General features: G+C 75.3%; 18 protein-coding genes. 9 read left to right on the top strand and 9 right to left on the bottom strand.

Features of this window, described 5'->3' with window-relative positions:
- Positions 1–2 precede the first annotated feature (2 nt).
- Genes iolD through iolC form a run of 4 tightly spaced genes read right to left on the bottom strand, consistent with a single transcriptional unit; the run spans position 3 to position 4755 of the window.
- Positions 3–1940, bottom strand: coding sequence for a 3D-(3,5/4)-trihydroxycyclohexane-1,2-dione acylhydrolase (decyclizing) (gene iolD, locus ACI780_RS14885; RefSeq protein WP_457003802.1), 1938 nt, complete (start codon positions 1938–1940; stop codon positions 3–5).
- Positions 1937–2845 (bottom strand): 5-deoxy-glucuronate isomerase, encoded by a 909-nt coding sequence (gene iolB / locus ACI780_RS14880; RefSeq protein WP_456872593.1) that lies wholly within the window; start codon positions 2843–2845, stop codon positions 1937–1939. Before iolB ends, iolD begins: the two co-directional genes overlap by 4 nt.
- A 10-nt stretch (positions 2846–2855) precedes the next feature.
- On the bottom strand, positions 2856–3779 hold the full coding sequence (locus tag ACI780_RS14875) for a class I fructose-bisphosphate aldolase (RefSeq protein ID WP_457003800.1): 924 nt from the start codon (positions 3777–3779) through the stop codon (positions 2856–2858).
- Positions 3772–4755 carry a 5-dehydro-2-deoxygluconokinase gene (gene iolC / locus ACI780_RS14870; protein ID WP_457003798.1) on the bottom strand — a complete coding sequence of 328 codons (984 nt, stop codon included), beginning with the start codon at positions 4753–4755 and terminating at the stop codon, positions 3772–3774. The genes ACI780_RS14875 and iolC overlap by 8 nt, the downstream gene beginning before the upstream one ends.
- A gap of 210 nt (positions 4756–4965) precedes the next feature.
- Here iolC and ACI780_RS14865 point away from each other — a divergent pair, with 210 nt between their 5' ends.
- Together ACI780_RS14865 and ACI780_RS14860 are read left to right on the top strand one after the other, a co-directional pair.
- A complete protein-coding gene (locus ACI780_RS14865; protein WP_456872590.1) occupies positions 4966–5703 on the top strand; it encodes a GntR family transcriptional regulator in 738 nt (245 codons plus the stop codon).
- Between the two features lie 199 nt (positions 5704–5902).
- Entirely contained in the window at positions 5903–6295 is a 393-nt protein-coding gene (locus tag ACI780_RS14860) for a tautomerase family protein (RefSeq protein ID WP_456872589.1), read from the top strand.
- A gap of 88 nt (positions 6296–6383) precedes the next feature.
- Here ACI780_RS14860 and ACI780_RS14855 read toward each other — a convergent pair whose 3' ends face one another.
- Positions 6384–7631, bottom strand: coding sequence for an FUSC family protein (locus ACI780_RS14855; protein WP_456872588.1), 1248 nt, complete (start codon positions 7629–7631; stop codon positions 6384–6386).
- A gap of 305 nt (positions 7632–7936) precedes the next feature.
- Here ACI780_RS14855 and ACI780_RS14850 point away from each other — a divergent pair, with 305 nt between their 5' ends.
- Positions 7937–9391, top strand: a complete 1455-nt coding sequence (locus tag ACI780_RS14850) for a sugar porter family MFS transporter (RefSeq protein ID WP_456872587.1) — start codon at positions 7937–7939, stop codon at positions 9389–9391.
- 63 nt (positions 9392–9454) lie between these two features.
- On the opposite strand, the gene ACI780_RS14845 is transcribed toward ACI780_RS14850, so the two are convergent.
- Entirely contained in the window at positions 9455–9886 is a 432-nt protein-coding gene (locus ACI780_RS14845; RefSeq protein ID WP_456872586.1) for a hypothetical protein, read from the bottom strand.
- A gap of 85 nt (positions 9887–9971) precedes the next feature.
- Here ACI780_RS14845 and ACI780_RS14840 point away from each other — a divergent pair, with 85 nt between their 5' ends.
- On the top strand, positions 9972–10634 hold the full coding sequence (locus ACI780_RS14840) for an MBL fold metallo-hydrolase (RefSeq protein WP_456872585.1): 663 nt from the start codon (positions 9972–9974) through the stop codon (positions 10632–10634).
- A gap of 12 nt (positions 10635–10646) precedes the next feature.
- On the opposite strand, the gene ACI780_RS14835 is transcribed toward ACI780_RS14840, so the two are convergent.
- From ACI780_RS14835 to ACI780_RS14825, 3 genes are all read right to left on the bottom strand, one after another.
- The gene (locus ACI780_RS14835) at positions 10647–11267 is read right to left on the bottom strand and encodes a TetR/AcrR family transcriptional regulator (RefSeq protein ID WP_456872584.1); all 621 of its coding nucleotides are present in this window, start codon (positions 11265–11267) and stop codon (positions 10647–10649) included.
- A gap of 63 nt (positions 11268–11330) precedes the next feature.
- Positions 11331–12128: an ABC transporter permease subunit gene (locus ACI780_RS14830; protein WP_457003793.1), complete on the bottom strand. Its 798-nt coding sequence runs from the start codon at positions 12126–12128 to the stop codon at positions 11331–11333.
- Positions 12125–13102, bottom strand: coding sequence for an ABC transporter ATP-binding protein (locus ACI780_RS14825; protein WP_456872582.1), 978 nt, complete (start codon positions 13100–13102; stop codon positions 12125–12127). Before ACI780_RS14825 ends, ACI780_RS14830 begins: the two co-directional genes overlap by 4 nt.
- A 152-nt stretch (positions 13103–13254) precedes the next feature.
- On the opposite strand from ACI780_RS14825, the gene ACI780_RS14820 reads away from it, so the two are divergent.
- The 5 genes from ACI780_RS14820 (at position 13255) to ACI780_RS14800 (ending at position 18272) form a co-directional block, all read left to right on the top strand.
- Complete coding sequence (locus tag ACI780_RS14820) at positions 13255–13914, top strand: GntR family transcriptional regulator (RefSeq protein WP_456872581.1); 660 nt, start codon at positions 13255–13257, stop codon at positions 13912–13914.
- Positions 13915–14094: 180 nt separating this feature from the next.
- The gene (locus ACI780_RS14815) at positions 14095–15531 is read left to right on the top strand and encodes an MFS transporter (protein WP_456872580.1); all 1437 of its coding nucleotides are present in this window, start codon (positions 14095–14097) and stop codon (positions 15529–15531) included.
- 29 nt (positions 15532–15560) lie between these two features.
- Positions 15561–16433: a transketolase gene (locus ACI780_RS14810; RefSeq protein WP_456872579.1), complete on the top strand. Its 873-nt coding sequence runs from the start codon at positions 15561–15563 to the stop codon at positions 16431–16433.
- Positions 16430–17485 carry a transketolase family protein gene (locus ACI780_RS14805; RefSeq protein ID WP_457003790.1) on the top strand — a complete coding sequence of 352 codons (1056 nt, stop codon included), beginning with the start codon at positions 16430–16432 and terminating at the stop codon, positions 17483–17485. The genes ACI780_RS14810 and ACI780_RS14805 overlap by 4 nt, the downstream gene beginning before the upstream one ends.
- Positions 17486–17510: 25 nt before the next feature.
- Positions 17511–18272: an SDR family NAD(P)-dependent oxidoreductase gene (locus ACI780_RS14800; RefSeq protein ID WP_456872577.1), complete on the top strand. Its 762-nt coding sequence runs from the start codon at positions 17511–17513 to the stop codon at positions 18270–18272.
- Positions 18273–18334 lie beyond the last annotated feature (62 nt).

Here is an 18334-nt window from a genome sequence, read left to right as displayed (position 1 = left end):
GCTCAGGAACGCTCGGACGGCGTCAGGTAGGGGTGCTGGCGGGCCTTCCACTGCTCGTAGACGGCGCGGGCCCGCTGGGTGGACCCGAGGGTGGAGACCTCGCTGACCGGCACGTCCCACCACGACTCGCTGGAGGGGGCGTCGACGAGCGGGTCGGTCTCGACGTGGACGACGGTGGTGCGGTCCGACGCCTTCGCCTTGCGCAGCGCCGCCTCCAGGCTCGGCCCGTCCTGGGCGGTGAGGACGTCGACGCCGAGGCTGGCGGCGTTGGCCGCCAGGTCCACCGGCAGCAGCCCGCCCTCGAGCCGGCCGTTGCCGGCGCGGGCGCGGTAGCGGGTGCCGAAGCGCTGGGAGCCCAGCTGCTCGGACAGCGCGCCGATGGAGGCGAAGCCGTGGTTCTGCACCAGGACGACGACGATCTTGACGCCCTCCTGGACGGCGGTGACCAGCTCGGTCGGCATCATCAGGTAGGAGCCGTCGCCGATCATGACGAACACGTCGCGGTCGGGGCTGGCCATCCGGATGCCGATGCCGCCGGGGATCTCGTAGCCCATGCACGAGTAGCCGTACTCGACGTGGTAGCCCTTGGGGTCGCGGACCCGCCACATCTTGTGCAGGTCGCCGGGCATGGAGCCGGCGGCGCAGACGACGACGTCGCGCGGTGCGGACACCTCGTTGACCAGGCCGATGACCTCGTTCTGGGTGAGCCGGCCGCCCTCGCCGGCGCTGGGCACCTCCGGGTGGTAGGCGGCCTCCACCGTCGCCTCCCACGCGGCGGCGAGCTCGGTGGCGCGGGCCCGGTGGGCGTCGTCGGCCGACCAGCCCTCGAGGGCCCGGGTCAGCGCGGTGAGGGTGTCGCGGGCGTCGGCCTGCACCGCGACGCCGGCGTGCTTGACCGCGTCGGGGGAGGCGACGTTGACGTTGACGAAGCGCACGCCGGGGTCGCTGAAGGCGGTGCGCGAGGCGGTGGTGAAGTCCTGGTAGCGGGTGCCGATGCCGATGACGACGTCGGCGTCGCGGGCCAGGGCGTTGGCCGCCGTCGTCCCGGTGGAGCCGATGGCGCCCACCGACTGCGGGTGGTCGTAGGCCAGCGCGCCCTTCCCGGCCTGGGTCTGCGCCACGGGGACGCCGGTGGCGCTGGCGAACGCGTCGAGGGCCTCGGTGGCGTGCGAGTAGACCACCCCGCCCCCGGCGACGACGAGCGGCCGGCGGGCGGAGCGGATGACCTCGACGGCGCGGGCGAGCGCCGCGGGCTCCGGTTGGGGGCGGGCCACGTGCCAGGTGCGCTCGGCGAACAGCTCCACGGGCCAGTCGAAGGCCTCGGCCTGCACGTCCTGCGGGAAGCAGAGGGTGACCGCGCCGGTCTCGGCGGGGTCGGTGAGCACCCGCATCGCCGACAGCAGCGCGCCGGGCAGCTGCTCGGGCCGCCAGATGCGGTCGAAGTAGCGCGAGACCGGGCGGAAGGCGTCGTTGACGGTGACGTCGCCGGAGGCGGGCAGCTCCAGCTCCTGCAGCAGCGACCCGGCCGAGCGGGTGGCGAAGGTGTCGGCGGGCAGCAGCAGCACCGGCAGCCGGTTGATGGTGGCCAGCGCCGCGCCGGTGAGCATGTTGGTCGAGCCGGGTCCGACGCTGGTGGAGACCGCCCAGGTCTGCAGCCGGTCCCTGGCGCGGGCGTAGGCGACGGCGGTGTGCACCATCGCCTGCTCGTTGCGGCCGAGCACGTAGGGCAGCGCGCCGGGCTCGTCGAGCTCGGCCTGCAGCAGCGCCTGGCCGAGGCCGGCGACGTTGCCGTGGCCGAAGATGCCCAGGCAGCCGGCGAACAGGCGCTGCCGCTGCCCGTCGCGCTCGGAGTGCTGCGCGGCGAGGAAGCGCACGACCGCCTGGGAGACGGTCAGCCGGACGGTGTCGGTCCGGGCCGGGGGGTGGGACGGGGCGCTCACGGGCGGGTCGCTCCGTTCTGCTGGGAGGTGGGGGCGTGCAGGGGCAGGCGGGGGTCGACGTCCTGCTCGGTCCAGGTGCCGCGGACCCAGGCGTGGTCGGGGTCGTCGACGATGCGCCAGGCGCGCTCGGGGCCGGGCCCGGCCATGACGTTGAGGTAGTAGAGGTCGTGGCCGGGGGCGGCGATCGACGGCCCGTGCCAGCCGTGGGGGACCAGCACGACGTCGCGGTCGCGGATCTCGGCGAGCACGTCGATCGGCCGCTCGGGGGTGCCGTACACCCGGTGGTAGGCCAGGCCGGCCTGGCCCTGCGGGCCGGGGGCGACCTCGAAGTAGTAGATCTCCTCCAGCTCGGTCTCGGCCTCGGAGGTCTCGTCGTGCTTGTGCGGCGGGTAGCTCGACCAGTTGCCGCCCGGGGTGATCACCTCGCAGGCGATGATCGCGTCGGCGTCGAACACCCCGGCGGTGGCGAAGTTGTTGACCTGCCGGCTGCAGCTGCCGGCGCCGCGCAGCTCCACCGGGACGTCGGCGGCCGGCCCGTACCGGACGGGCAGCCGGCGGCGGGCGCGGGCGCTGCACAGCGCGAACCGGCCGCCGGCCGCGCTGGTCAGCTCGGCGGTGCTGCCCAGCGGCAGGTAGGCGAAGTCGGTGGGTCCGGCGAAGACGCCGGCGCGGCCGGCGAGGCGGAGCACCTGGCCGTCGCAGGTCACGGCCGCCCCGCCCTGCAGGGGGACGACGAGGACCTCGTCGGGTCCGGTGTCGAGGACGTGGCGGCCGCCGGCGGGCAGCTCGAGGACGCGCAGGCCGGAGTGGGTCCAGCCGGCGGACTCGGGGGTGACCTCGAGGGCGTAGTCCCCGGCGGCGGCGCTGCCGGCGGGCAGGTGCGGCGAGCGGGCGGTGGTCGTCACGAGGGGCCCTTCAGTGCACGAGGGAGACGGCGGTGTCCACGGCGGCGGCGACGTCGTCGTCGGGCGGGTAGAGCAGCGTCCGGCCCACGACCAGGCCGCGCACCGAGGGCAGGGCGAGCGCGTCGCGCCACTGCGCGTAGGTCTCCTCCGGGCGGCGGGAGGGGTCCCCGCCGAGCAGCAGGGTGGGCAGCGTGGTGGCGTCCACGACCCGCTCCATCTCCTCGACCACCGGCAGCTTGAGCCAGGTGTAGGCCGAGGTCGCGCCGAGCCCCTGGGCGATGTGCACGCTCCGGATGACCGCGTCGGGGGAGAGGTCGTTGACCACCCGGCCGTCCACGCGGCGGGACAGGAACGGCTCGAGCATGGCGACCACGCCGGCGCGGGCCAGCTCGGTGACCGCCCGGCCGGCGGCCTCCATCGAGACGACGGTGCCGGGGTCGTCGAGGTCGAAGCGGTTGAGCATCTTGGCCGCGTCGAAGCGGGCCTCGACCACGCCGCGCACGTCGTAGCCGGTCATCCGGTCGTCCATCTCGAAGACCGAGCCGGCCAGCCCGCCGCGGTTCATCGAGGCGACGACGACCTTGTCCTCCAGCGCGCCGAGCAGCAGCAGGTCCTCGGCGACGTCGGCGGTGGCGAGCAGGCCGTCGACGCCGGGGCGGGCGAGGGCGGTGCGCAGCCGGTCGAGCATCTCGGTGCGGCTGTTCATCGCGGTGGCGCGGCCCTGGGCGGCCAGCGCGCCGCGGGCGGGGTGGTCGGCGGCGACGAGCATGAGCCGGCCGTCGGCGGGGAGGAACGCCGGGCGCCGGCGGCGGGCGGCCAGCGCCTTCCCGATCGCCTCCGGCTGCCGGCTGCGCAGCTCGGTGACCTCCGCGTAGGTGCGGCACAGCGGCGCGCCGGTCCCGAGGTCGGGCAGCTCGAGGGCGGTGTCAGACACGGGTGTCCTCCAGTCGGGGGGCGGGCGCGGCAGCGTGCGCCGCGATGTGGGCGGCGACCTCGTCGGCGGTGGGCATCGCGGTCGAGCACTCCAGCCGGGAGGCGACGATCGCCCCGGCCGCGTTGGCGTTGACCAGCACCTGCTCCAGCGGCAGGCCGGCGAGCAGGCCGTGCACGAGCGAGCCGCCGAAGGCGTCGCCGGCGCCGAGGCCGTTGACGACGTCCACCGGCGTGGGCGGGACGACGACCCGCTCGGTGCGGGTCCTGCCGAGCACGCCGCGCGGTCCCTGCTTGACGACGGCGAGCTCCAGCCCGGCGTCGAGCAGGGCGTCGGCGGCCCGGTCGGGATCGGTCTCGCCGGTGGCGACCTCGCACTCCTCGCGGTTGCCGACGGCCACGGTGACGTGCGGCAGCGCCGCGCGCACCTGGTCGGCGGCCTCGTCGCGGGAGGACCAGAACACCGGCCGGTAGTCGAGGTCGAGGACGGTGTGCCGGCGCCGGCCGCGGGCGGCCCACGCGGCGTGGTGGGCCGCGCGGGAGGGCTCCTCGGACAGGCCGGTGACCGTCGTCCACAGCAGCCGGGCGTCCCGGACGGCGGCGGGGTCGACGTCCTCGGGCCGGATCTGCAGGTCCGGTGCGGTCGGCCGGCGGTAGAAGTAGAGCGGGAAGTCGTCGGGGGGGAACACCTCGCAGAAGGTGACCGGCGTCGGGTGCCCGCCGTCGACGACGACGAACCCGTCGTCGACGCCCAGGTCGCGCAGGGCCCGGCGGACGAAGCGGCCGAAGGGGTCGTCGCCGACGCCGGTGACCAGGGCGACGTCGTGACCGAGGCGGGCGGTGGCGACGGCGACGTTCGCGGCGCTGCCGCCGAGGTACTTGCCGAACGTCTCCACGTCCTCGAGGCCGACCCCGGTCTGCAGGGGGTAGACGTCGACGCCGCTGCGGCCCATCACCACCACGTCGGGTGCTGTCTGCACGGTGTTGCTCCGTCCCTGTGCGTCGGCTGCGGTGTATGGACTGTGCGCCACCGCACACGACCGCGTCAAGACTTTGTCAGGACATAAAGACAGCAGGATGTGATCACCGAACTGCCCCTCCGAGGTGAGGTCCGGCCGGTGCGGCGATGGGAGGATGCGGGGGCGCACCGCCGGGCGCCGTCCCGCCGGCGCCCCGACGAGGAGGACCAGGTGGCCGTCACCCCGAGCTTCGACATCGACCGCTCGAGTCCGACCCCGCTGTACTTCCAGCTGTCGCAGGCCATCGAGCGCGCCATCGCCGAGGGGGACCTGCCGGCGGGGTCGAAGCTCGAGAACGAGATCCTGCTCGCACAGTCCTACGGGCTGTCGCGCCCGACCGTCCGCCGCGCCGTCCAGGAGCTCGTCGACAAGGGGCTGCTGGTGCGCAAGCGGGGGGTCGGCACCCAGGTCATCCAGCCGCACGTGCGCCGGTCGGTCGAGCTCACCAGCCTCTACGACGACCTGGCCCGCAGCGGCGAGGCGCCGTCGACGGAGGTGCTCTCGCTGGAGCGGGTGCCCGCGCCGGCCGACGTCGCCCAGGAGCTCGACCTCGCCGCCGGCGAGGAGGTCGTCGCGCTGCGCCGGCTGCGCCGGACCCGCGGTGAGCCCCTGGCCATCCTGACCAACTACCTGCCCGGTCGCCTCGAGCCCACGGCCGCCGACCTCGCCGAGCGCGGGCTCTACCAGTACCTGCGCTCCCAGGGGATCCACCTGCGGGTGGCCCACCAGCGGATCGGGGCGCGGCTGGCGCGCGCCGACGAGGCGCGACTGCTCGGCGAGCCGCCGCGCTCGGCGCTGCTGACCATGCAGCGCACCGCCTTCGACGACAAGGGCACCCCCGTGGAGCACGGCCGGCACGTCTACCGCGCCTCGCGGTACGACTTCGAGACGACGCTCGTCGGCCGCTGAGGTCCCTCCCGCCGCCCTCGCCCCACCTTCCTCCCACCTGCACCGACGCCCGCACCGCCGGACCGGCCCCGGGGTGGCGCCGCCGCGCGCCCGCGGGCCGACTTCGTGACGGGGTCTTCACAAAGTCCTAATGTCCTGACATAGTTCCTCGGCATGTGGCCGGCGTCACGCCGGCACACCACCTGCCGAGGGAGGCCCCGTGCCGCTGGTGCGCATCGACGTCGTCGAGGGGCGGCGCAGCCCCGAACAGCTCCGCCTGCTGGCCGACACGGTCCAGGAGGTGCTGCTCGACGTCTTCGCCGCGCCGCCCGGTGACCGCTACCAGGTGATCACCGAGCACCGGCCCGGGCAGCTCATCTGCGAGGACACCGGCCTGGGCATCGAGCGAACCGACGACCTCGTCGTGCTGCAGGTGTTCCAGCAGGGCCGCAGCGACGAGCAGAAGCGCGCGCTGTACGCCGGCCTGTGCCGCCGCCTCGGCGAGGTCACCGGCCTGGCGCCGGGCGACCTCGTCGTCTCCGTCGCCGCCAACACCCGGGCCGACTGGTCCTTCGGACTGGGCCGGGCCCAGTTCCTCGACGGCGACCTCTGACCCCCGGGTCCCCGCCCGCCCACCCGCGTCCGGAAGGAGGGACGTCGTGCCCGCACACCCCCCGGCCGCCGCCGACGGCGCCCCGCTCTCAGGACGGGCCGTGCCCCCGCCCTCCGGACGGGCGGCGGCCCGGCCGCAGCCGCTGGCCGGCCCGCAGCGCCACGCGGCCGGCGCCCCCCTGGCCGGCCGTGGCCTCCGCCGAGGGCGCGGGGCCGAGCTCGTCGAGCATCCGGTCCACGGTGGTCAGCAGCGCCGAGTTCAGCTCCCACAGCCCCGACCGGCTGCGCGGGTCGCCGATGAGCAGGTCGGCCACCACCTCGCGGCCGCTGGCCAGCGCCGCCAGCGCGCGGGGGAGCCGGCCGTCGCCGGGCGCGCCGGTCAGGACGCGGCCGAACTCGCGGACCACCGTGCTCATCCGGGCCAGCAGGCTCGCCGTCGTGCGGCGGACGGTGTCGGCGTACTCGGCGTCGTCGTGCACCCCGGTGCGCTCCCGGGTGGCGTCGTCGATCGCGCGGAACAGGGTGCGCAGCGAGACCGACGTGTACTCCAGCGCGTCGAGGCCGGCGCGCATCCCGGCGGTCGCCCACGGGGAGCGCAGCGCGCGCACGTTGAGCCGGCGGCTCTCCTCGGCGTGGGTGAGCGCCCGGTCCAGCCGGGGGACGTGCCGGTTGAGCCGGCGCGCGTCCTGCAGCCAGCGCGTCGACCGCTCGGCGGTGACCGGCCCGGCCGCGAGCACGGCCGCGGCGTCGTCGAGCAGGGCCGCGATCTCGCCGGCGAAGCGCTCGACCGACCGGACCGCGTAGCGGGTCTGCACCGCCGGCGGGAACACGACGTTGACGAGCATGCCGACCGCCGCGCCCAGCAGCGTCTCCAGGACCCGGTCGCTCCCGACGGCTCCCGCGCCCGAGGCGCCCACGCCGAGCACGAGCATGGCGCTGATCGGCACCTCGACCAGGTGCGGCCCCAGCCGCAGCAGCTGGCCGACGACGATCGCCGCGGCGACCAGGGCGGCGAGGCTCCACCAGCTCAGCCCCACGACGGCGACGAACAGCACCGCCAGCGCGACGCCGCAGACCACGCTCAGCACCCGCTGCACCCCGTTGACCAGCGTGCTGCTCAAGGTGGCCTGGACGACCAGCAGCGCGGTCAGCGCGGCGATCAGCGGGGGCGGGTCCTGCAGTCCGGCGGCCTGCGCCACGAGGAACGCCGCCACCGTCGCGCCGGTCATCCGCAGCGCGCGGAGCACTGCCGACCGGCCGCGCCGGCGCACCAGGAGCGCGAAGCCGCCCACCGACTCGCGCACGGGCGCACGCCGGCTCCGGCGCCAGAAGGGCACGCGGTCATCCTCCGCGACGCCCTCGGGCGCCCGCGCCCGGCTCGCCGACCGGCCCGCACCCCGTGCGCCCCGTCCGCACCGCGGCCCCGTTCCGCCCCGGGCGCCCACCGGTCCCTCCCGGCGCGGCGGCCCGCCCGCCCCCGCGCGCCCTGCGGCCGGCCCCGCAGCCGGCACCGCGGCCGGGACCCCGACCCCGTCCCGGCTCCCGACCGGCGCCGTGACCGCCGCCTCCCGCACCCCTGAGACCGACCTCCCGCCATCCCTGCCCCCGGGGCCATGACGCCCTCCTCCCGAAAGAGCGGCCCATGTCGATCCACTCGTCCACCCGGACGTCCACCGGCGTCCAGCGCTCGCCGGCGCACAACCGGTTCCTCCTCAAGCTGACGGTGATCTCCACACTCGGGGGTCTGCTGTTCGGCTACGACACCGGCGTCATCTCCGGCGCCCTGCTGTACATGAAGGAGGACCTCGCCCTCACCACCCTCAGCGAGGCCGTCGTCGTCAGCTCGCTGCTGTTCCCCGGCGCGGCGTTCGGCGCGCTGCTCGGCGGCAAGCTCGCCGACGCACTCGGCCGCAAGGGCAGCCTGCTCGTCTGCGCCGGGCTGTTCCTGAGCGGCGCGCTCATCTGCGCGATCGCGCCCAACGTGGTGGTCATGACCACCGGCCGGATCCTGCTGGGCTTCGGGGTCGGTGCGGCCGCGGTGACCTGCCCGCTGTACCTCGCCGAGATGGCGCCGGCCGACCGGCGGGGTCGGATGGTCACCATCAACGAGCTGATGATCGTCACCGGCCAGTTCCTCGCCTTCGCGATGAACGCCCTGCTCGACGCCCTCATCCACGACCCGCACGTGTGGCGGTGGATGCTCGGCGTGGCCACGGTGCCCGCGATCGCACTGTTCGTCGGGATGTTCTTCCTGCCGGACTCGCCGCGCTGGTACGCCGTCCGCGGCCGGCTGCAGGACACCCGGCGGGTGCTGGGCCTGAGCCGCGAGCCGGCCGAGGCGGCCGAGGAGTACAACGTCATCGCCGCGCACGCCCGGCGCGACGTCGGCGAGGACAAGGGCGCGGCACTGCGCGACCTGCGGGCCTTCCCCTGGATGCGCCGCATCCTCTGGATCGGCTGCGGCCTGGCCACGGTGCAGCAGGCCACCGGCATCAACACCGTGAACTACTACGCCCCGACCATCCTGAAGTCGACCGGCCTGGGCAACAGCGCCTCGCTCATCCTGACCATCACCGTCGGCGTGGTGGCGATCATCGGCACGGTCTTCGGGATCTGGCTGATCGGGCGCCACAACCGCCGGCCCCTGCTGCTCACCGGCTTCACCGGGGTCGCGGCCGGGCACGCGGTGCTGGCGCTGTCGTTCCTGCTGCCGGAGTCGACGTTCCGCAGCTACCTGATCCTCGCCGCGATGCTGTTCGTCGTCTTCTTCGTGCAGACGTTCATCGGCACGCTGGTGTGGCTGCTGCTGTCGGAGATCTTCCCGATGACGATCCGCGGGTTCGCGATGGGCATCGCCGTCTTCGTCCTGTGGACGGTCAACGCGGCCATCTCCTTCGCGTTCCCGCCGCTGGTCGAGGCGCTGGGCGCCACCGCCACCTTCGGGCTCTTCGCGCTGGTCAACGTCGGCTCGCTCGTCTTCGTGACGAAGTTCGCGCCGGAGACCCGCGGGCGGACGCTCGAGGAGCTCGAGGACGACTTCCGGACGCACTCCCCGGGCGAGGTCCGCGAGGCCCCGGTCGGCGTGCACGGCGGCTGACCGCCTCCTCCGCCGGTGCCCGCCGCCCCGACCACCGGGGTGGCGGGCACCGCCGTGCCCGGCTCAGAGCAGCCGGGGGAGTGGGCGGACGACGAGGCGCTCCTCGACCGGCCGGCCGTCGAGCACCAGCCGGGCCCGCCAGACGCCGGAGGTGCGCAGCGGGGTGATCGGGTCGCCCCGCACCAGCCGGGCGAAGGTGTCGAGGGCCTCCTCGGGGGTGGCGTAGGCCTCCCACCGCGGCACCTGCTGCAGCGGCGCCAGGGACTCGATGCGGTGCGGCTCCCGGGCGTCGTCGGGCGGGGGACCGGGCTCCTCCGGGACGACGGCGGACAGCCGTGGGCGGCCCAGCACGTACTTACCGTTGCGCCGGACCCCGAGCCAGTCGTAGTTGCCGGTGGCGAGCTTGGCCCACAGGACCTCGGGCCTGCGGCACTGCTCGAGCACCGGGTACACCTGCTGGCCCAGGACGACCTGGGCGTGCGAGCGGTCGGGCACCGCGCCGATGCTAGGGCCCGCGGCCGGTCCCGGCCCCGCGCCGCGGCGGTCCCGTCGGGCGCCCGGCTGCGGCAGACTCCGCGGCGTGCGCGACGGCCTGCGGCAGCTCACCGACGGCGTGTGGAGCGCCCCGACGGTGCCCGGACCGTGGATCAACCTGGTGGTGGTCGACGACGTCGTCGTCGACTCCGGGCTGCGCTGGTCCCGGCGCCGCCTGGCCGGCCTGCTGCGCGGCCGCGACGTCTCCGCCCACGTCGTGACCCACGCCCACGCCGACCACCTGGGGTCGACGGCCTGGCTGTGCGCCACGCTCGGCGCCCCGCTGGAGATGGGCTCGGGGGACGCCGACCGGTTCGAGTCCGGGCGCATCGACACGGTGGCCAGCCGGGCGGGGCGGGTGGTCGCCGGGCTCATCGAGCCCGCGCGCGCGACGGTCGACCGGCGGCTGCGCGAGGGCGACGCCGTCGGCTCCTTCCGCGTGCTGGAGGTCCCCGGCCACAGCCCCGGCAACATCGCGCTGTGGCGGGAGGCCGACCGCACCCTGGTGGTGGGCGACGCCCCGCTCAACCTGTCCCGCGACCCCGCCCACCCGCGGTGGCTGAACCTGCCCGAGTCGCTGCACCACGACGCCGGCGAGGTCCGCCGCTCCCGGCGCCGCCTGGCGGAGCTGGAGCCGGCGCTGGTCGTGCCGGTCCACGGCCACCCCGTCCGCGACCCGGGGGCCTGGCGTCGGGCGCTGACGGCCTGACCCGGACGCCGGCTACCCGGCGCGCGCGGGGGGATCCGGCCGCGGCGCGATGCCGTCGACGAACACCGACACCAGCTCGCGGATGCCCGGCCCGTCCAGCCCGCCGGGACCGGCCAGGGGGCTGGTCTGCACGCCGAAGAGGGTGGCCAGCAGGACCACCGCCGTCCGCGTCGGGTCGAGGTCGGCGCGCACCCGGCCCCGGTCGCGCTCGGCGCGCAGGTAGTCGGCGAGCAGCTGGGGCGGCCCGCCCAGCCCCCGGACGGTCTCGTCGAGCGCGGCGCCCTCGAGGTGGCGCTGCAGCTCCGGCGTGGCCGCCATCGCCAGCTCGAGCGGGACGACCGTCTCCCGCAGCCGGGACAGCTCGACGAACACCTCGGTGAGGACGTCGGCCACCGGCCGGCCGCCGGCGCGGGCGGGCAGGTCGGCCATCCACTCGGTGAGCCCGCGCTGCCCCTCGACGGCGGCGGCGACGAACAGCGCCCGCTTGTCCGGGAAGTGGCGGTAGATGGAGCCCTCCGCGACGCCGGCGCGCTCGGCGATGGCCCGGGTCGTGGCGTCGTGGTAGCCCACCTCGGCCACGAGCTCGGTCGCCGCCCGGATGAGGGCTGCGCGGGTGTCGGTGCCGCGCGGCATGGTCGGGCCTCCCCGGGTCGGTGGCGCGTCTCGGTGGTGCGCCGCGGTGGTGTGCCTTGCTGCCTAGTCGGTGATGTCCCGGCGGGAGAACACGATCCCCGAGACCAGCGCCGCGACTCCGACGTAGGCCAGCCCCAGCGCCAGGGCGCCACTGTAGGAGAGGTCGGCGGTGCCGCCGGCGGCCAGCGCGCTGATCGTGGTGCCCGGCAGCCAGTCCCGCAGCGAGGAGACGGCGGCGCCGAGGACCGCCTCGAGCAGCAGCACCCAGCCCACGCCGATGCCGATCGCGATGCCGGCCGAGCGGGTCAGGGTGGCCAGGGCCAGGCCGATGGTGCCCCACACCAGCAGCGACAGGTACAGGTCGACCGCGGCGCCCAGGACGACGGGGACGACGTCCTGGCCCCAGGCGGTGGGCTCCCAGCCGCCCGCTGCGGCGGCGCCCGGGGCCACCAGGACGTTCACCACGACGGCGAGCAGCGTGGCGCCGGCGGTCGCGATCGCCAGCGCCGTCCACTTGCCGAGCAGCAGCCGCCAGCGGCGCGGTTCGGCGGCGACGAGCACCCGCACGAGGCCGGTGGAGGTGTCGGAGGCCGCGGCCAGCGCCCAGAAGGCCAGCGCGGTCACGCCGAAGAACGACGCCGCCGCCCCCAGCCCGGAGACGATGCCCTCGCGGCCCAGCAGCTCGGCCGCCGAGGGGAAGGAGACCCCGGGCCCGTTCTCCGCCGGTGCGCCGCCCGGCTCGACGACCTGGAACACCACGACGTTGATCAGCACGGCGAAGAGCACCGTGAGGCCGGACCAGCCGAGCACGACGCCCCGGCGGCGGAGCCGGACGAGCTCGCTGCGCACGACGGCGGTCACCGGGCTCCCTCCGCGGCGGCCGCGGGGACGGGGCGCGCCGCGGCCGCGCGGCCGGCCGCCAGCTCGCCGTCGTCGCCGCCGGTCATCTGCAGGAAGACCGACTCCAGGGTGTCCCGGGTGGCGGTCAGGGCGCGCAGCGTGATGCCCGCCCCCGCGGCGGCGCGGTTGACCGCGGCGGCGGCGTCGCCGTCGGCGGCCACCCGCAGCAGGCCCGGTGCCGCGGTGGTGACCGCCCACCCGGCGTCGGCGAGGACCCGGCCGAGCCGGTCGGTGTCGGCCTCGTGCTCGGGGGCGACGTCGACGTGGGTGCCGGCGCGGGCAAGCAGGTCGGCGACCGTGCCGTTGTAGAGCAGCACCCCGAAGCGGACGACGACCAGGTGGGTGCAGATGCTCTCGATCTCCGACAGCAGGTGCGAGGACACGACCACGGTGCGACCGGACCGCCCCAGGCGCTGCAGCAGGGCCCGGATCTCCACGATGCCGGCGGGGTCGAGGCCGTTGGTCGGCTCGTCGAGGACGAGCAGCGCGGGGTCGGGGAGCAGCGCGGCGGCGATCCCGAGGCGCTGCTTCATCCCGAGGGAGAAGCGCCGCACCGGCTCGCGGTCGCGGCCGGTGAGGCCGACGGCGTCGAGGACCTCGTCGACCCGGCTCACCGGCAGCCGCCGCAGCCGGGCGAGGGAGACCAGGTTGGCCCGTGCGGACAGACCCGGCACGAAGGCGGGGCCCTCGACGAGCGCGCCGACCTGCCCGGCGTAGGCCCGCGGGTCGGTGATCGGTTCGCCGAGGACCTCGGCGGTGCCGGCGCTGGGCCGCACCAGCCCGAGCAGCATGCGGATGAGGGTGGACTTGCCCGAGCCGTTGGGGCCGACGAGGCCGATCACGCCGCCACGGGGCAGCGACGTGGTCAGGTCGTCGACCGCGACGACGGAGCCGAAGGTCCGGCGCAGGGAGTCCGTGGCGACAGCCGCGGTCATGGGGAGCCTCCTGACAGTGTCGTGAGTGAGTACCCACTCACAAGATAGTGGCGGTACCGTCGGCTGTCACCCCCGACCTCGCCCTTGGTGCCGACAGTCGGCAGGCCGGTGTCGACAGCGTCGCTACCATCCACGGCGACGAGGAGGTGGCCGTGGACGCCGAGCCGCTGGGGAGCTTGGACCGGAGCACGCTGCGGGAGCGGGCCCTGGAGGTCCTCCGTTCGGCCGTCCTCACCGGGCGCTACCGCCCGGGGGACCACCTCGGGGAGGTGGAGCTCGCCTCCTCCCTCGGGGTCAGCCGGGGCACGGTCCGCGAGGCCCTGCGTGCCCTCCAGCAGGAGGGTCTGGTCACCGCCGGCGCCCGCGGGATGCTGCGGGTCAACAGCCTGACCCCGGCCGAGGTCCACGAGCTGTTCCGGGTCCGGGCCGCGCTCGAGGCGCTGGCCGTCCGGGAGGTGGTGGCCTCCCCGCGCCGGGAGGCCGCGGCCGCGGCGCTGCGCGAGGCGGTGGAGCGGCTCTCCGACGACGACGAGCCGGCCACGCGGATGGAGGCCGACCTCGCCTTCCACCTGCTGCTGTGCCGGCTGTCGGGGAACTCCATGCTCGTCGAGGCCTGGCAGCGTCTGGAGGGGCGCATGCGGGTGGCCATCCTGGACGGGGCGGGGTGGCAGGCGCCGATGATGGCCCGCGACCGTCACGTGCCGATCGTCGAGGCCATCGAGCGCGGGGACGCCGACGCGGCCGTGCGGGTCGTCGAGGACCACATGGCAGCGGCCGCCGAGCACTTCACCGGCGCCGGCCGGAGCGCCTGAGGTCCGCCCGTTCGGGTCCGGGCGGGGTGCTGCCGGCGTCCTGACGTGCACGGACGCCGGGGTTGCGGAGTGACGCTTGACACTGTGACGGGGGCCATCCACACTCGCTCATACGTTGACTGTTAACAGTCAACTGCCAGCGGCCACTGGATCCCCGTTATCGTCCGCACGGAGGTCACCATGACCCAGCCGCCCCCGTCCGCCCGCGACTCCCACCTCGGGGAGGTCGCCTCCTGGCACCCGATCGAGGGGACGCCGGAGAAGAAGAAGGTCGCTGTCGGCTGCTCGGTCGGCGCCACGATCGAGACCTACGACTTCATCGGCTTCGGCATCGCCGCGGCGCTGTACTTCAACACCGCCTTCTTCCCGGCCGACGACCCGCTGTCGGGCACGCTGCTGTCCTTCGCCACGCTCGGCATCGGGTTCGCCGTGCGCCCGCTCGGCGGGATCATCGGCGGCTACCTCGGCGACCGGATCGGCCGCAAGCCCGTCCTCGTCGGGTCCCTGCTGCTCATGGGCATCGCCACGGTGCTCATCGGCTGCCTGCCCACCTACGAGCAGGTCGGCGTCTGGGCCGGGGTCCTGCTGGTGCTCGTGCGGGTCGTGCAGGGGCTCGCGTTCGGCGCGGAGTGGGGCGGCGCCATCCTGATGTGCTTCGAGCACGCCCCCTGGCGCAGGAAGGGCCTCTACACCGGCATCACGCAGGCCGGCTTCCCCGTCGGGCTGCTGCTGGCCAACCTCGCCTTCCTCGCCAGCGTGCCCCTCGGCGGCTCGTGGGCGTGGCGGGTGCCGTTCCTGCTGTCGGCCGTGCTGATCGTCGTGGGCATCGTGATCCGGCTGAAGGTCGAGGAGTCCCCGGAGTTCGAGGAGCTCAAGGAGGAGGGCGAGCTCTCGAAGAACCCGCTGCTCGAGGTGCTCCGCGACGACTGGCGGACCATCCTGCGCGCCTTCTGCCTGCGCATCACCGAGACCGCCGGCTACGCGGTGTCGGTCACCTTCATGCTGTCCTACGTCGCTGCCGAGGACCTGGCCGACCGGTCGGTCACCCTGACCGCGACGATGATCGCCGCCGGTATCGGGATCGTCGCCACCACTTCCTGGGGCGCGCTCACCGACCGGATCGGACGGCGCCCGGTCTACCTGCTGGGCACCGCGCTGCACGTGCTGTGGGCCGTGCCGCTCTTCCTCCTCGTCAACACCGGCGCCGCGGTGGCCATCGTCGTCGCCTTCGTCGTCAGCTACGCGGTGCTGCAGAACTCGCTGGCCGGGGTGCAGGGCGCCTGGTTCTCCGAGCTGTTCGCGACCCGGACCCGCACCACGGGGGCGTCCCTGGCCTACCAGCTGTCCGCCGTCGTCTCCGGGTTCACCCCGCTGATCACCACCGCGCTCTACGCCGGCTACGGCTGGATCGGCCCGGCGCTGCTGTTCGGCGGCTACGGCCTGCTCGGCCTCGTCGCCGCGCTGCTCACCCAGGAGACCTGGGGCCGCGCCCAGCGCGAGGAGGTCGCCGTCCTCGAGCGCGCGCTCGCGGCCGAGGCCACCGCCCGTCCCGCCACCGCCCGTCCCGTCACCCGGACCCCCGCCCCCCGGCCGACGGCCGGCGCGGCGACCGACTGAGCCCCACCGACCGAGGCCGAGGAGACACCGTGACCTCATCCACCACCGCACCGGCGCCCCCGGCCCCCGCCCGGGCCGAGCGGATCGAGCGGATCCGCCGGGCCGCCCACCGGATCCGCCGCAACGCCCTCGACATGGGGGAGGTGCAGGGGCAGGGCTACATCGGCCAGGCGCTGGGCGTGGCCGACGTCCTCGCCACCGTCTACACCGACCAGCTCCGCTTCCGCCCCGAGGACCCGCACTGGCCCGACCGGGACCGCTTCCTGCTCTCCATCGGCCACTACGCCATCGCGCTCTACGCGGCGCTGGCCGAGGCCGGGACGATCCCGGCCGAGGAACTGGAGACCTACGGCTCCGACGACTCGCGGCTGCCGATGTCGGCCATGGCCTCCTACACCCCGGGCGTGGAGATCTCCGGCGGGTCGCTGGGCCACGGGCTGGCCGTGGCGGCCGGGATGGCCTTGGGCCTGCGCCACCAGGGCAACGGCGCGCACGTGTTCGACCTGCTCTCCGACGGGGAGCTCGACGAGGGCTCGACGTGGGAGGCCGCCCTGGCCTGCGCCCACCACGGCCTGGACAACGTCACCGCGATCGTCGACGTCAACGCCCTGCAGGCCGACGGCCCCACCGCCGGCGTGCTGCGCACCGAGCCGGTCACCGACAAGTGGCGGGCCTTCGGCTGGCACGCGCTGCGGGTGGACGGCAACGACGTCGGCGCGCTGGTCGACGCCTTCGACGAGCTGCGTGCGCACCGCGGCTCGCCCACGGTGCTCGTCTGCGACACCCGCATCGGCCGCGGGGTGCCGCTGCTCGAGGGCCGCGAGAAGGCCCACTTCATGCGGGTCGCCGAGCACGAGTGGCAGATCGCCCGCGACCAGTTGCAGGAGGGACCGGCCCGATGACCACCACCGCACCGACGAAGCGGCTCACCACCTCGGCGATGATCGCCTCGTTCGCCGACCCCGGTCAGCGGACCTCCAGCGCCCCCTTCGGGCACGCGCTCAACCGGCTGGCCGAGGAGCGGGCCGAGATCGTCGGGCTGTCGGCCGACCTCGCCAAGTACACCGACATGCACGTGTTCCGCGACGCCCACCCCGACCGCTTCTTCCAGATGGGCATGGCCGAGCAGGCGATGCTCGGCGCCGCGGCCGGCATGGCCGAGGTGGGCCTGGTGCCCTTCGCCTCCACCTACTCGGTCTTCGCCACCCGGCGGGCCTACGACTTCCTCTGCCTGGACATCGCCGAGCCGGGCCTCAACGTCAACGTCGTCGGCGCGCTGCCCGGGCTGACCACCGGCTACGGGCCCAGCCACCAGGCCACCGAGGACCTCGCCATCCTCCGCGGCTGCCCGGGGCTGACCGTCGTCGACCCGTGCGACTCCGTCGACATCGAGCAGGCCGTGCCCGCGCTCGCCGACCACCCCGGCCCCACCTACCTGCGGCTGCTGCGCGGCGCGGTCCCGACGGTGCTCGACGAGTACGACTACCGCTTCGAGCTCGGGAGGGCCGCCGAGCTGCGCACCGGCCGCGACGTCGTCCTGGTCTCGACCGGGCTGATGACCATGCGGGCGCTGCAGGCGGCGGCCCGGCTGGAGGCCGACCACGTCGACGTCGCCGTGCTGCACGTGCCGACGATCAAGCCGCTGGACACCGCGGCGATCCTGCGCGCGGCCGGCACCGACCGGCTGCTGGTCACGCTGGAGAACCACACGGTGGTCGGCGGGCTGGCCGAGGCGGTCGCCTCGACCCTCGCCTTCGCCGGCGTCGGCACCCGCGTGGTGCCGATCGCGCTGCCCGACGCGTTCCTGGCCGCCGGCGCCCTCCCGACCCTGCACGACCGCTACGGCCTGTCGACCGACGCCGTCGTCGCCCGGGTGCGGGCCGAGCTCGACGGCCCGGCCGCGCACCACCCGCCCACGGCCTGGCCGGCCGACCCCGCCCCCGCGACCGCCTGACCCGACCACCCCCCGGAGGAACCCCGTGACCGTCACCGACAGGACCGCCGTCGTCACCGGCGCCGGCTCCACCCGCGGCATCGGCCGCGCCACCGCCCACGCCCTCGCCGCCGCGGGCTGGAACGTCGCCGTCCTCGACCTCGACGAGGCCGGCGCCAAGGACGCCGCCACGGAGGTGGCCGACCGCCACCGCGTGCAGGCCGTCGGCGTCGGCTGCGACGTCACCGACGAGGCGTCGGTCGACGGTGCCCTCACCGTCGTCGACGGCGCGCTGCCGCCCGTCGGTGCGCTGGTCAACAACGCCGGCATCACCTCGCCGACACCGTTCCTGCAGGTCGGCGGCGAGGAGTGGGACCGCGTCTTCGCCGTCAACGTGCGGGGCGCGTTCAACGTGACCCGGCGCCTGGCGCCGGGCATGGCCGAGCGCGGCTTCGGCCGCGTCGTCTTCCTCTCCTCGGTGTCGGCCGAGCGGGGCGGCGGCGTCTTCGGCGGGGTGGCCTACTCCGCGGCCAAGGCCGGCCAGCTCGGCTTCACCCGGGCGCTGGCCCGCGAGCTGGGCCCGCACGGGGTCACCGTCAACGCCGTCGCCCCCGGGCTGATCGACACCGACATCACCGGCGGTGCTCTCGAGGGCGAGCGCAAGGCCCAGCTGCTGGCCGGCATCCCGGTCGGCCGCAACGGCCGGGTCGCCGACGTCGCCGACCTCATCACCTATCTCTGCCGCGAGGAGTCGGGTTACATCACCGGTGCGACCTACGACGTGAACGGCGGCTCGCACATCCACTGACCGCGCCCCGCGGTCGGCAGGGACCCGCGCCCCGCCCGGTGCCCCGGGCACCGGGCGGGCGC

The organism is Geodermatophilus sp. SYSU D00814 (assembly GCF_054050055.1).
Note: the sequence above shows the minus strand (reverse complement) of the source record. Positions and strands in the feature narration are given on the sequence as shown.